The following is a 13,735-nucleotide window of genomic DNA, read 5'->3' on the forward strand; positions in this document are numbered from 1 at the left end:
TCGTGTTATAGTGTCAGCAACATAAGTATTACAGGCAGGCATACTACAATGAGCAATAACCCGTTGATCCCGCAGAGTAAACTTCCGAATCTCGGCACGACGATTTTTACGCAGATGAGCGCCCTGGCGCAGCAGCACAACGCCATTAACCTCTCACAAGGTTTCCCGGATTTTGACGGGCCGAAATATTTGCAGGAGCGTCTGGCGTACCACGTTGCGCAGGGAGCCAACCAGTATGCGCCGATGACCGGCGTGCAGGCGTTGCGTGAAGCCATTGCGGATAAAACGGCGGAGTTATACGGCCATAAGCCTGACGCGAACAGCGATATCACGGTAACCGCAGGGGCGACCGAAGCGCTGTATGCGGCGATAACCGCCCTGGTGCGTACGGGCGATGAGGTGATTTGTTTTGACCCGAGCTACGATAGCTACGCCCCGGCGATTGAACTGGCCGGTGGCGTGGTGAAACGCGTGGCGCTCCAGCCGCCGCATTTTCGTCCGGACTGGCAGGCGTTTGCCGCGCTGCTGAGCGATAAAACCCGGCTGGTGATCCTGAATACGCCACACAACCCATCGGCGACGGTGTGGCAGAAAAGCGATTTTGCCGCCCTGTGGCAGGCCATCGCCGAACGTGAAATCTATGTTCTGAGCGACGAGGTGTATGAGCACATCTGCTTTGCCGAAGAGGGTCATGCCAGCGTGCTGGCGCATCCGCAGCTTCGCGAGCGCGCAATCGCGGTATCATCATTTGGGAAAACCTACCATATGACCGGCTGGAAGGTAGGGTACTGCGTGGCGCCCGCCGCCATCAGCGCTGAGCTGCGTAAAGTGCACCAGTATTTGACGTTTGCCGTAAACACACCCGCCCAGCTGGCGCTGGCGGATATGCTGCGCGCTGAACCTGAACATTACCGGGACCTGCCAGCTTTTTACCGTGCGCGGCGGGATCGGTTTGTGACTGCCTTGAGCGAGAGTCGGCTGGAGATCCTGCCATGCGAAGGCACCTACTTCCTGCTGGCGGACTACAGCGCGATTTCCGATCTGGATGATGTCAGTTTTTGCCAGTGGCTGACGAAAGAGGTGGGCGTGGCGGCCATTCCGCTGTCGGTGTTCTGCGCCGATCCCTTCCCGCATAAACTGATTCGTCTTTGCTTTGCGAAGCAGGAGTCGACGCTGCTGGCAGCGGCTGCGCGCTTAAATTCGCTCTGACTATTCAACCGTCCAGGCTTCTGAAAAACGACGGTCCGCGAAGAGTTCCAGCAGACCGTTGATTTGCTTCAGTCGCAGCACTTCATCGCTGTCCATACCCAACTCCAGGCCAATTTTCTGCTCACTCCAGCCCATAAGCACCAGTTCTCGCACGATTTCTGACATGGCATTGATCTGGTGGCGTCCACGCGCGCGGTTGTGACGAATGGTTGTAGCCATGCGATCGAACTTTTCCTGGCGTGCTTTACGCAGGCAGGTAACAGGGAGGTAACCTTTAAGTTGACGCTTCAGAATAGCCCGATGACTGCCAAGCTCATGGCGATGGAATCCATCGACAATTTCATAGCTCTCAGGCGCATTTTCCGTCACAACGATAGGTTGTGTGAATCCATCCAGCTCCAGTGATTTGCTGAGCAACCGCTTCTCCGCCGGAGCGACATTATTTGGGTTGTAGTCATTGGCGGTGATGTCAGTCTGTTTTATCCACAATACGCAGTCGACGGGTTGATTATGAAAAGGGCTGATTTCGTGTAATGCCTGGCGAAAGGCATTAATAGCGCCGATTTTCTCTTCTTCAGAAAGGGCCTGCAGGTACGTCTGCATTTCTCTGATTATTTGCTGCTGCATAAAATCCCCCATTCCTTGCGTTTGGCTTTCACTCTTTCGCTGTAGCGTTGATAGTGTTTAGGTTTGTTTGGACTAAATGAGAGAGCCCGGCACCAGTAGTCATTGTTGAGTAAAACCTTGCAAATGCGTCGCCAGGAAGGGATATCTTTTGCGCCAATGTCACCCTCCTGCGTATCGGGAATATCCTCCAGGCCTCGCTTTTGATACCAGTGGAGATAAATTGCGATTTTATTTCGGTAATGTTCCGCCGTATTTTGCGGCATGCTGTCGAGTAGCAGCATGGCGTATTCGCGCCAGCCGAGATGGTCAGGTTTCAGGATCTTCCGGTGGCCATAAAAATGGTTATCGTGCCCGGCATAAATACCTCCACTTCGCACGCCGCAGGCGCGTTCACACATAGCCGCCCAGCGTTCGGGTTCAATGACATGATAGAGCCATAAGCCCTGACGCTGTTCCGGACCAAACGGTTCGCAGATGCGCATATAACGCGGCGGCACCCCCGCCTTGTACATCAGGTCGTATAACGGGTTATAGCAACATTTTGATTTCGCGAACCACGTCCAGATGTCGGCGGTTTTCCAGTCGTACAGTGGGTAGATATACCAGGCGTGCCCACCCGGGGCGACGGTCGTCCAGGGTTTATCGTCAGAAAAGCGCTGCTTACGCGCCGACGCGATAGCCAGAAAGCGGTTGTAAGATTCATCGGCGCGGATCCCCACCATGACTGCGGCAGGACGTCTTTGCGCATACCATTCGGCAAACTCGCGCACGAAGGCTTCAAACGTCATTCCCTGCTGATAAAAATCGAAATAGTGATAATCGGTAATGGCATCTTCTGGTGGCTGGCGAACCCAGTTTGTTCCGGGTTCCCAGCACTGCCATTCAGGTTGAAACTGTGACAGGGCGTTCTGGGTCGTGAGCGGAAGCGCTACCCACCAGAACTGGTGGATAACATCCCGATAGAGCGTTTTCATAGCGTCAACATGCTGAATGGTCGACGAGAATTGCGCTTCCCAGTCCAGAAAGATGACGTCTATTTTTCGCTTTAATTGCCGTGCTTTCTGGGCAACAAGATGCAGCATCACGGTAGAATCTTTTCCACCGGAAAAGGAAACGCATACCCTGGGGAAATTGTTAAGCGTCCAGTGTATGCGTTCCGCAGAAGCGTCTAAAACATTTTCCTGTAAAGGGATTTTATAGTTCGACATGATTAATCGCGTCCTGCGTGTTAAATGTCTTGGTAAAATCAAAACGATATTATGGAATTATTTACCCTTAATTTCACGGAGTCATTTTTTTCGGTTCGCTTTAATTATATTCACCATGCAAATGTATTTTACGCAGACGGCGGAGAAACGCAGAGCTTATGCATTTTTTCAATGAATGTTGAAAAAACAGAGCTATTCAGTGATGAACGGCCGTAGAGCATATAGATCTTTAATTCAGGCAGCGCAAACGGTGGCTCAAGCCTTTTTAATTTCAAAGATTCTTTAAATGTTTCATAGATCGACACGGGGATATAGCCTAACAAATCAGATGAACTGACCATAGAGATGAGAGAGCTAAGGGAGTCGGTGCGAAAAGCAATATTTCTTTCCGGAAAAGCGTCATTGGCCCGACTCTGGAACTCTTTTACACCCGGATGAGCACTCTGGTAAAAAGTGAATTTCTCCTGGTATAGCGCGTCCACCGTGGCTGTGTCAGCGAGCCTTGGGTGGTCTGCTCTACAGATTAAGGCTATCGGCACCGTAGTGAAGTGGGTGCAGACCACAGAGCGATTGTGGATAGGTGCGATAGAGAAGATGAGATCGGCTTTACGATAGGCCAACAAATCTTCCGCTGATTCGGAGGAAATAAGCATATCTCTTTGTTCTATCTCATAATTTTCCTCAGATATTAAAAGCTTCAACGGTTCCAGCATCGAACCAGGAGACACCATTTGAGTGCAATAGATAACGAACTTTTTCTTGATGTCCGAGTGATGCATCATGTTGATCGTCTGCTCAAGCTGATTGAGATTTTTTTCCAGATGATGATGCAAGTTGGTACCTACCGTGGTGGGAGTAATTCCCTTCCCTGAACGGATAAACAGGGGGTCATCAAGCTGACCGCGCAGGCGTTGCAGCGACTGGCTGACGGCGGATGGTGTGATATAAAGCGTCTCGGCAGCCCTACTGATACTGAGATGTTGGTAAATGCATTCGAAGATAACTAACAGATTGAGATCGAATTTTTTTAGGTCGTAGAGGTTTGCCATGTTTCGTCCTGAGTGAGTTGAGTTTGCTGTCGTTATCACACCATGGAGTACGACAGAGTGTAGTTACCCTTTACAATCCGTGTGAATAACTCGCTTAATTTAAAATTTAAGTGATCTTAATATATCACGGCTTTGGATTATTGAAACATATCTTCAAGAGTTATTAAGATAATTTTATCTTTAAAGTGTGATTGAATTATTTGAATGACAAATGGCGTTTATATATAGCGTGAAACCCATAATGAAATTAAATTTATAATGTTTCAATGACCTGTTCGAATCTGCCTATCACAGCCATAGGCAGGACTATCCCTCTTATGCATTGCTCATTGCGCGCAGGGGTGCTGTAATCAAACCGCTGTTACGGCCTTGATACAAGGTATGTAGAGCGCAACGCAACGCCAGCTTCGGCTGGCACTGAATGTACCTGCGGGGAATTCAGGTATCAGGGCCGCCCGTTGAGGCGGCCTTTTTACTTTCAGGCTTTCCTGTAAAAGGTTCACCTTGCTGTCTTGTTGCTGTTGTAAGGTTTGGCTGATTGATTTGATAAAGCATACGCATTAGCCCCGATGAACAAAGTTGGTTACCTTACACCTCAACGAAAACACGGAGGAAGTACAGATGTCCTTGATTAACACCAAAATTAAACCTTTCAAAAACCAGGCGTTCAAAAACGGTGAGTTCATCGAAGTTACTGAGAAAGATACCGAAGGCCGCTGGAGCGTGTTCTTCTTCTATCCGGCTGACTTCACCTTCGTTTGCCCGACCGAACTGGGCGACGTTGCAGACCACTACGAAGAACTGCAAAAGCTGGGCGTAGACGTTTACTCTGTTTCTACCGATACCCACTTCACCCACAAAGCGTGGCACAGCAGCTCTGAAACTATCGCGAAAATCAAATACGCGATGATCGGCGACCCGACTGGCGCCCTGACCCGTAACTTCGACAACATGCGTGAAGATGAAGGCCTGGCTGACCGTGCGACCTTCGTTGTTGACCCGCAGGGCATTATCCAGGCTATCGAAGTTACCGCTGAAGGTATCGGCCGTGATGCATCTGACCTGCTGCGCAAAGTGAAGGCGGCTCAGTACGTTGCTTCTCACCCAGGCGAAGTGTGCCCGGCGAAATGGAAAGAAGGCGAAGCGACGCTGGCGCCATCTCTGGACCTGGTCGGCAAGATCTAAGTCTGTAAAGCCTGGCGGCGCTACGCTTGCACAGGCCTACAGTATCGTAGGCCGGGTAAACGAAGTGCCACCCGGCAATCAATGGGCGCTCCCCGCGCCCATTTCATTCCAGCACCATGATGCAAGTTGCATTCAGGCAGCCCGTATAAGGCGGCTTGCATGATGACGTTTTAAGAGAGGGAAGAATAATGCTCGACACTAACATGAAAACCCAGCTCAAGGCCTACCTTGAGAAACTGACCAAACCTGTTGAGCTGATTGCCACGCTGGACGACAGCGCGAAATCGGCAGAAATCAAAGCGCTGCTGACAGAGATTGCTGAGCTGTCGCCGAAAGTGACCTTCAAAGAAGACAACACGCTGGCAGTCCGTAAGCCTTCTTTCCTGATCGCCAACCCAGGGTCTGACCAGGGACCGCGTTTCGCGGGTTCTCCGCTGGGGCACGAATTTACGTCCCTGGTGCTGGCGCTGCTGTGGACCGGTGGTCATCCGTCAAAAGAAGCGCAGGCGCTGCTGGAGCAGATCCGCGATATCGACGGTGATTTTGAGTTTGAAACCTATTACTCGCTCTCCTGCCACAACTGCCCAGACGTGGTGCAGGCGCTGAACCTGATGTCAGTGCTCAACCCACGCATTAAGCACACGGCGATTGACGGCGGTACGTTCCAGAACGAAATCACCGAGCGCAACGTGATGGGCGTTCCGGCGGTTTACCTGAATGGTCAGGAGTTCGGCCAGGGGCGTATGACGCTGACCGAAATCGTCGCCAAAGTGGATACCGGCGCAGAAAAACGTGCGGCGGAAGAGTTGAACCAACGTGATGCGTACGACGTGCTGATTGTTGGCTCCGGCCCGGCGGGCGCGGCGGCAGCGGTTTACTCCGCACGTAAGGGGATCCGTACCGGTCTGATGGGCGAGCGTTTCGGTGGTCAGGTTCTGGATACCGTAGACATTGAAAACTACATTTCCGTGCCGAAAACCGAAGGCCAGAAGCTGGCCGGGGCGTTGAAAGCGCACGTCAGCGACTACGACGTGGATGTCATTGACAGCCAGAGCGCCAGCAAACTGGTTCCGGCCGCGGTCGAGGGTGGTTTGCACCAGATTGAAACGGCGTCCGGCGCGGTGCTGAAGGCGCGCAGCGTGATCATTGCCACTGGCGCGAAATGGCGCAACATGAACGTGCCGGGCGAAGATCAGTATCGCACCAAAGGCGTGACCTATTGCCCGCACTGTGACGGCCCGCTGTTCAAAGGTAAACGCGTAGCGGTGATCGGCGGCGGTAACTCCGGTGTGGAAGCGGCTATCGATCTGGCGGGAATTGTTGAACACGTTACCCTGCTGGAGTTCGCCCCTGAGATGAAAGCGGACCAGGTGCTGCAGGATAAAGTGCGTAGCCTGAATAACGTCGACATTGTGCTCAATGCCCAGACGACAGAAGTGAAAGGCGACGGCAGCAAAGTGACCGGTCTGGAATACCGTGACCGCGTGAGTGGCGATATCCACAGCGTAGCGCTGGCGGGGATCTTCGTTCAGATTGGCCTGCTGCCAAACACCACCTGGCTGGAAGGCGCAATCGAGCGCAACCGCATGGGCGAGATCATCATCGATGCGAAATGCGAAACCAGCGTGAAGGGCGTATTTGCGGCAGGCGACTGCACCACCGTGCCGTACAAGCAGATCATCATCGCCACTGGCGAAGGGGCGAAAGCCTCGCTGAGCTCGTTTGATTACTTGATCCGCACCAAAACTGCATAATAAAAGAAAGCAAGACGACACCTGCAATACAAGAGGCCACCAAAAGGTGGCCTCTTTTTTTATCTGACGACCATCACCGGAATGTGGGTGTGGCGGATCACGCTGGAGGCGTTCGACCCCAGCAGGTGCGTGGTAATAGACGGGTTGCGCGAACCAATCACCACCACGTCTGCGTTCAGCTCCGCGGCCAGTTCATTAACGGCGTCACGCACGCTACCGAACCGGACGTGGGTTTTTATGCGGGAAGGATCGATGCTGAAGTGCCCGACCATGGTTTGCAGGCGCGTCTCGGCTTCATGCTGTAAATGCTCTTCAAAACGACGCACATCAGCAGCGAAACGATGCAGGCTCAGGCTGGCAGAGCCCGGTAAAACATGCAGAAGATGAATAACTCCGTCCTGCTGCGCGAGAAATTCCGCATGACGTACAGCTTTATCACTCAGTTCCATTTCGAAAACATCAACCGGCATAATGATTGTTTGATACATACCCGTTTCTCCTTGTTTATAAACGCTGCAATCATTCAACCACAAAATATAAATGGTTTCTGTAATCCCGACAGCACTTTTATCTCGCTAGGATAAATCTCAAAACAGCCGGATTCCGGGGCATATCCCGAGAGGTAGCTACCCTTTTATAAGCTTACCCACACCCTTTCGGAGGTTGCATGAAAGCTCTCACCTATCACGGTCCACATCATGTTCGGGTCGATAATGTCCCCGATCCGGGCATCGAACAGCCTGACGATATCATCCTGCGCGTAACGGCGACGGCGATCTGTGGTTCTGATTTGCATCTTTATCGCGGAAAAATTCCCAAGGTCCAGCACGGCGATATCTTTGGTCATGAATTTATGGGCGAGGTGGTGGAGTGCGGGAGCGAAGTGAAGAACGTGCAGAAAGGTGACCGGGTGGTGATCCCGTTTGTGATTGCCTGCGGTGACTGTTTCTTTTGCCAGATGCAACAGTACGCGGCCTGCGAAAACACGAACCGCGGGCAGGGCGCGGCGCTGAACAAAAAGCAAATTCCCGCCCCTGCCGCGCTGTTTGGCTACAGCCATCTTTACGGCGGCGTGCCGGGCGGACAGGCGGAGTATGTGCGCGTGCCGAAAGGCAACGTGGGGCCGTTTAAAGTGCCTCAGCTGCTGTCAGACGACAAAGCGCTTTTCCTGTCAGATATTCTGCCTACCGCCTGGCAGGCGGCGAAAAATGCGCAGATCCAGAAAGGCTCCAGCGTCGCCGTATTCGGGGCCGGGCCGGTGGGGTTACTGACCATTGCCTGCGCGCGGCTTCTCGGCGCAGAGCAGATTTTTGTGGTTGACCATCATCCCTATCGACTGCGGTTTGCCCAGGAGCGCTACGGCGCGATCCCGATTAACTTTGATGACGATAACGACGCGGCGGAAAAAATCATTGAGCAAACGGCCGGGCAGCGCGGGGTGGATGCGGTGATTGATGCCGTCGGGTTTGAGGCCAAAGGCAGCACGACGGAAACGATCCTCAGTAACCTGAAAATTGAAGGCAGCAGCGGCAAAGCCCTGCGCCAGTGCATTGCTGCGGTGCGACGCGGCGGCGTGGTCAGCGTGCCGGGCGTGTACGCCGGTTTCATCCATGGCTTCCTGTTTGGCGATGCCTTCGATAAAGGGCTGAGCTTTAAGATGGGGCAGACGCACGTCCACGCCTGGCTGGGAGAGCTGCTGCCGCTTATCGAAAAAGGGTTGCTTACACCGGAAGATATTGTGACCCACTATCTTCCGCTGGCTGATGCGGAGCGCGCCTATAAGATCTTCGAAAAACGGGAGGAGGAGTGCCGCAAGGTGATCCTGGTGCCTGGCGCAGACACCCCGGAGGCTGCGCAGCAGAAAGTGAAGGGACTGGTGAATGCCTTCCCCGGCGGCGTTGTGTGAGGTTTCGTCCCCACGGCACTACGACAGAGTAAACATGGATTAAGCGGTTTTTGTCCGATATAACACAATCGGGTGAATTTGCGGAAAGAGGATGCAGGTGCATCCTCTGTGCAAAGCGGGGTCGCTTGTTCAGAAGGGATTAACGCAGGTAATCGCCAGCGGCTTCGGGCTGGTAGAGCAGCTCAAGCACTTCCAGATGGGCTGAGGCGCCGCCCGGGAGTTCCCAGTGGATAGTATCGCCCGTGCGCAGTCCAAGCAGCGCCGCGCCCACGGGTGCCAGCACCGAAAGCTGCATGCTGCTGTCGGTCATCTGCGCCGGATAGACCAGCGTACGGGTGAGTTCCTCCCCGGTGGTCAGGTTGCGGAACTTCACCTGGCTGTTCATGGTGACCACATCATGCGGCATGGTCTCAGGCGTACACATCTGCGCCCGGTCTAGCTCTTCGTTCAGCGCATCGGCAACCGGCAGCGAGGCGAATTCTGGTTTCTCCAACAGTCGGTCAATACGTTCTGCGTCGAGTTCATTGATGATAATCGTAGGTCTGGACATTTTTACTCCATGTCGTTAATGCTGCGTGTAACGCAGAAACCAATCCAAAAGAAAACCCTCGCCGTCTGGCAGCGAGGGTTTAACTTATCTGATGATACTGTCTGAAACCCTAAGTTTGAAGTGATGAAGGTCACATTCGTGCGCCATATGAATTTTTGGCAATAAACCCGGCATCCCGATTCACGCTGAACGGAAATTTCGTTACGCTGGTAAAACTTAAACCGGGCAATGCGCGTTGCAGCCCCAGCGTAGAGAGAGCGATATGTACTTTTACCAACCGTCTCAGGGGCACGGTCTGCCGCACGACCCGCTGAACGCCATTATCGGTCCACGTCCGATTGGCTGGATTTCATCCTGTGATAAGGCCGGTCAACTGAACCTTGCCCCGTACAGCTTCTTTAACTGCTTTAACTATCGCCCACCGATCATTGGTTTTTCCAGCAACGGCTGGAAGGATAGCGTGCGGAATATTACCGAAACGGAAGAGTTTGTCTGGAACCTCGCAACGCGCGATCTGGCTGAGGCGATGAATGAAACCTCCGCCACACTCCCTCATGGCGAGGATGAATTTACCTTTGCCGGCCTGACGCCCGTAGCCAGCCAGCTTGTGCGCTCGCCGCGCGTGGCGGAAAGCCCGGTGAATTTCGAGTGTCGATTGTCACAGTGCATTCAGTTGACCGGCGCGGATGGGACACCGATTGATACCTGGCTGGTGCTCGGCGAAGTGGTGGGCGTCCATATCGCTGAGAGTTTGCTGGAAGAGGGGATTTACCAGACCGCGAAAGCGCAGCCCATTCTGCGTGCGGGTGGACCGTCCGCCTACTACGGCATCAGCGACAGCCATCGCTTCGATCTGGTACGCCCGGATGCGCGCAGGAACAATCAGTAACCAGCTTTATCGATAACAAACTGTTTGCCGCAGTTGCCTGGATGCGGCTGTGGCGCAAAGGTGCTGGCTGAGAGCGAGTTGTTAATGGTGCTGGATTTTAGCGAGATCTGCATCTCGGTCAGATAAGCCGGATTGCCATGGCAGGTAAGCTTGAACGCTTTTACGTTCTGTTTCCCCCAGCTTTTGGCCACGGCTACATCAAAGTCGCTACGACGGACGGTTTTGCCATAGTTTTCCGCCAGAAATTTCCCAACCGCACTATTTTTCACTTCCTGGTTCATGCGCACCATGGTGCCGAAGTAAGCGTCGGGATCAAAACCAAAGCAGACGCCGTGTTTCGCGTATTCATAACGTTCAAGGCAGGAGTTGCCGCCCGCGCCGGGCATCACGCTGTTCAGCTTCGCCGCGCCCGTTAGCGATAGTCCGGTCTCTGCGGCGTCACATTTGCGGCTGGCTTTTGCTTCCGGCATATTCGGAACCGGACGAGTGGCACAGCCGAAGCGCATCCAGCGGCGTTCATCCACTCCGCGAGCGGCAATAGATTTCGGCAGCGCTGGCCATAAGCCGTGGACGGTCAGAAAATCGGTTTTGTTGCTGCTCTCTTTTTGCAGGCGACACTCTTCCGGTTCGTCACGGTTACGTTCGACCATACTCTGGCAAAATCCCGTTTGCCAGGAAAGAGCCAGAACGTAGCGATCGAAATCGCCGTACTGGGTTGGCTTAAGCGGATCTGCCTGAATTGAGAAGACACAGAGTGCAAGCGCTACTGCGCCAGACGGGATAACGATATCCTTCCTGAACATTTGCTTTCCTGATTGGTTGGGCGCGATTAATTTCTGAGGGTTATTAAAGCACAAAAAGCGCCCGCAGGCGCTTTTTGGAAAGCAGGAATTTCGCTTAGGCAGCGCCGGGAACCAGCACTTCGGTGGCGATAATAACGATAATCAGGCCAACCAGCACCGGCACTGACGTGCGTTTTACCACTTCAAACGGAGAGATTTTTGCCATCCCTGCAACCGCAACCACCACGCCCGATACCGGAGAAATGGTACGACCCAGGTTGGAGGCCTGGAGCATCGGAATGGACAGGTAAGCCGGGTTGATGCCGGAGGAGTGTGCCAGCTTAGGGATCATCTCAACAAACGCATAGAACGGCGCGTTACCGGAGCCGGTAGTCATCGCCGCCAGCATGGTCAGTACCACCAGCACCAGCATCAGGATAATGCTGGCCGAGCCGAACGAGGTGGCGATAGAGATCAGGCTCTGGATAAAGCCGATTGTGCTCAGCCCCTGAGCAAACACCCCTGCGGCAACCAGCAGCATCACCACGCCCGCGAAGGCATCCGCCATGCCGCGGAAGGCGACTTCAAGACCCGTGAACACCTTCTGGGTATTAAAGCCACGAACAAATTCCAGGATGGCCGCCAGCAGCATACAGATCACCAGGATAGTGATGATGTGCAGCTGAGGGCCCCATTTGCCGTCAAAAATAAGCACGCCAATAATCGGCGTGAAGGGCAGGATGGAATAAAACGCCGGGGCGGTAGTGGTGATTTCACTGACGTCCATCATCTCATGGCTGACGTTCTCTTTCTTATCGAGGTAGCGTTGCCAGAAGAAATGCGCCACGCCCATGCCGAGAATAGCGGTGATGGAGATTGGCAGTGTAGTTTTGAAGGCGAAGTCAATCAGCGACATTTCCGCGGCTTTCGCGGCCAGCACCACGTCACCGGAAGTAGGGGAGAGAATAATCGCCGCCGGAGAGGCGCAAATAGCCGCCGCTGCGCCACGGCTGATCCCGACGTTAACCATTACCGGGAATAACGTCGCCATTAACAGCACGCCAAGGCCTGTTGCTGAGGAAACGGCTAATGACATCAGACAGGCCAGGAAATAAGCCGCGACCATCAGCAGATAGGGGGAGTTAATATATTGCAGCGGCTTAGAAGCCAGCTTCACCACCATATCATTCGCGCCGATATGGGTCATATAGGCAGCAAATCCGCAGAGCATCATGATCATCATGCCCAGGTCGCCGCCGCGGCTCATCAGCAGAATTTTTATATATTCCACAATATCGGTAGCGGTATATCCGGTGCTGGCTTCGCTGGCGGGTAAAACCTGATGACCCATTAGCGCGCTAATGATCAGCAGCGTCAGGCCGCCGACAAATAGCACACCGGTGGCTGAGTAACCTTTAATGATGTAGCGTGCTACACCGACAATGACCACGACTCCAATGAGGAGTTCGAGAAAAGTAAGCATGATTTCCCCTGTATCCTTGCTGCCCGAGAGACAAATAATCAATAAAAAAGAAGCCTGAAATGTGCCGAATAAATGGCCAGTCCTTGCTGATTAAAATCAAGAAAGAGACTACTAAAGGCAATGATGACGATATTTTTGCTAACCCTGCGTCATTTATATTAAGACGTTATTGACCTGATGAATAGATATTATATGTCATTAAGTTGATGGTGAAGTGTTAAGGTTTTGAGTATTACTTGCCGACAATCGATTTAAAAACGTAAATCTCTTTAAAACTACTTCTCTTTCATTCTTTTGCCTGCTTATACTCGGTTCACTTTTACCCTATCCGACGATCTGAATATGCACGCCAGCTGGACGTATCGCCTGCGCTTTATCAAAAAACATCTGCTGATGTTTTTGCTGGCGTTTGGCTGGCTGTTAATCCAGAGTCAGGTGGCCGTCGCCTCCCATCAATGTTCAATGGATTTGCGCGGTGAGGTGGCCACCATCCAGCATATGGATATGATGGCGGAACCGGGGCCGCATTATGCTGCCGGTGCTTCACCGCTGTGTGAAAAACATTGTGTGCCGGATCAGGTACAAAAAGAACCTGCCCAGCCGCATCTGGTGGCGCTGCCTGCCGCCATGACGCTGACCTTAACGACGCCAGAGTGTTCATCTGCAAGCCATTCTGCGTGGTCTGTTACCCCTCCTGCTGTGGGGCCGCCGGCAACGATCCGCTATTGCCGGTTTCGGGAGTAAAAACCTGTTAATTCGTTGATTTTATTTACTTAACGTTTAACAGGAGTTTTATCATGCGTACCCTATTCCTTTCCGCGCTGGTTGGCGCGTCCATCTCTTTCGCTTCTTATACCGTTCAGGCAAACCAGACCTGGCAGGGCCGCGGCGTGGTTCAGTCGATCTCTGACAATGCCGTCATGCTCCGTCACGAGGCCATACCGGAACTAAAATGGCCAGCGATGACCATGCCGTTTACTTTATCTGCCGGCACCACGCTGAATGGCGCCAAACCGGGGGATGAGGTGACCTTCACGCTTGAGCGTGCGGGTGACGGTTTCCAGATTATCTCGCTGACGCCAGCGCGCTAAGC

General features: G+C 53.1%; 14 protein-coding genes. 7 read left to right on the forward strand and 7 right to left on the reverse strand.

Going from position 1 to position 13,735, the window contains the following annotated elements:
* Window positions 1-48: 48 nt before the first annotated feature.
* A complete protein-coding gene (locus ACNQ0T_RS19425; protein WP_032676370.1) occupies window positions 49-1,209 on the forward strand; it encodes a pyridoxal phosphate-dependent aminotransferase in 1,161 nt (386 codons plus the stop codon).
* Here ACNQ0T_RS19425 and ACNQ0T_RS19430 read toward each other — a convergent pair whose 3' ends face one another.
* The 3 genes from ACNQ0T_RS19430 to citR all read right to left on the reverse strand — a co-directional run bounded on the left by ACNQ0T_RS19430 (window position 1,210) and on the right by citR (window position 4,093).
* Window positions 1,210-1,836, reverse strand: a complete 627-nt coding sequence (locus ACNQ0T_RS19430; protein ID WP_417930335.1) for an IbrB-like domain-containing protein — start codon at window positions 1,834-1,836, stop codon at window positions 1,210-1,212. It lies immediately after the preceding gene.
* Window positions 1,821-3,044, reverse strand: a complete 1,224-nt coding sequence (locus tag ACNQ0T_RS19435; RefSeq protein ID WP_063146997.1) for a phosphoadenosine phosphosulfate reductase — start codon at window positions 3,042-3,044, stop codon at window positions 1,821-1,823. Before ACNQ0T_RS19435 ends, ACNQ0T_RS19430 begins: the two co-directional genes overlap by 16 nt.
* A gap of 128 nt (window positions 3,045-3,172) precedes the next feature.
* Window positions 3,173-4,093 (reverse strand): DNA-binding transcriptional repressor CitR, encoded by a 921-nt coding sequence (gene citR, locus ACNQ0T_RS19440; protein ID WP_022647411.1) that lies wholly within the window; start codon window positions 4,091-4,093, stop codon window positions 3,173-3,175.
* A 621-nt stretch (window positions 4,094-4,714) separates the two neighbouring features.
* Between citR and ahpC the strand changes: the two genes are divergently transcribed.
* Both ahpC and ahpF read left to right on the forward strand, forming a co-directional pair.
* Window positions 4,715-5,278 carry an alkyl hydroperoxide reductase subunit C gene (gene ahpC / locus ACNQ0T_RS19445; protein ID WP_014882974.1) on the forward strand — a complete coding sequence of 188 codons (564 nt, stop codon included), beginning with the start codon at window positions 4,715-4,717 and terminating at the stop codon, window positions 5,276-5,278.
* 188 nt (window positions 5,279-5,466) lie between these two features.
* Window positions 5,467-7,032 (forward strand): alkyl hydroperoxide reductase subunit F, encoded by a 1,566-nt coding sequence (gene ahpF, locus ACNQ0T_RS19450; protein WP_022650587.1) that lies wholly within the window; start codon window positions 5,467-5,469, stop codon window positions 7,030-7,032.
* A 59-nt stretch (window positions 7,033-7,091) separates the two neighbouring features.
* On the opposite strand, the gene uspG is transcribed toward ahpF, so the two are convergent.
* Window positions 7,092-7,520 (reverse strand): universal stress protein UspG, encoded by a 429-nt coding sequence (gene uspG / locus ACNQ0T_RS19455; RefSeq protein WP_022647413.1) that lies wholly within the window; start codon window positions 7,518-7,520, stop codon window positions 7,092-7,094.
* Window positions 7,521-7,699: 179 nt separating this feature from the next.
* Here uspG and ACNQ0T_RS19460 point away from each other — a divergent pair, with 179 nt between their 5' ends.
* Window positions 7,700-8,938 (forward strand): zinc-dependent alcohol dehydrogenase, encoded by a 1,239-nt coding sequence (locus ACNQ0T_RS19460; RefSeq protein ID WP_015571156.1) that lies wholly within the window; start codon window positions 7,700-7,702, stop codon window positions 8,936-8,938.
* Between the two features lie 139 nt (window positions 8,939-9,077).
* On the opposite strand, the gene rnk is transcribed toward ACNQ0T_RS19460, so the two are convergent.
* Window positions 9,078-9,488, reverse strand: coding sequence for a nucleoside diphosphate kinase regulator (rnk, locus tag ACNQ0T_RS19465; RefSeq protein WP_022647414.1), 411 nt, complete (start codon window positions 9,486-9,488; stop codon window positions 9,078-9,080).
* 262 nt (window positions 9,489-9,750) lie between these two features.
* Here rnk and ACNQ0T_RS19470 point away from each other — a divergent pair, with 262 nt between their 5' ends.
* Complete coding sequence (locus tag ACNQ0T_RS19470; protein ID WP_063146995.1) at window positions 9,751-10,377, forward strand: flavin reductase family protein; 627 nt, start codon at window positions 9,751-9,753, stop codon at window positions 10,375-10,377.
* On the opposite strand, the gene rna is transcribed toward ACNQ0T_RS19470, so the two are convergent.
* Window positions 10,371-11,180, reverse strand: a complete 810-nt coding sequence (rna, locus tag ACNQ0T_RS19475) for a ribonuclease I (protein ID WP_023305681.1) — start codon at window positions 11,178-11,180, stop codon at window positions 10,371-10,373. The two genes, ACNQ0T_RS19470 and rna, sit on opposite strands and share 7 nt — an antisense overlap.
* A 94-nt stretch (window positions 11,181-11,274) precedes the next feature.
* Window positions 11,275-12,642, reverse strand: coding sequence for an anaerobic C4-dicarboxylate transporter DcuC (dcuC, locus tag ACNQ0T_RS19480; protein WP_017382481.1), 1,368 nt, complete (start codon window positions 12,640-12,642; stop codon window positions 11,275-11,277).
* A gap of 342 nt (window positions 12,643-12,984) precedes the next feature.
* Between dcuC and ACNQ0T_RS19485 the strand changes: the two genes are divergently transcribed.
* Together ACNQ0T_RS19485 and ACNQ0T_RS19490 are read left to right on the forward strand one after the other, a co-directional pair.
* Window positions 12,985-13,386, forward strand: a complete 402-nt coding sequence (locus tag ACNQ0T_RS19485; RefSeq protein WP_063201394.1) for a hypothetical protein — start codon at window positions 12,985-12,987, stop codon at window positions 13,384-13,386.
* 53 nt (window positions 13,387-13,439) lie between these two features.
* Window positions 13,440-13,733 carry a copper-binding protein gene (locus ACNQ0T_RS19490; protein ID WP_022647418.1) on the forward strand — a complete coding sequence of 98 codons (294 nt, stop codon included), beginning with the start codon at window positions 13,440-13,442 and terminating at the stop codon, window positions 13,731-13,733.
* Window positions 13,734-13,735: the final 2 nt, after the last annotated feature.

Source organism: Enterobacter cloacae complex sp.6700776 (assembly GCF_048284255.1).
Classification (GTDB): Bacteria; Pseudomonadota; Gammaproteobacteria; order Enterobacterales; family Enterobacteriaceae; genus Enterobacter; species Enterobacter intestinihominis.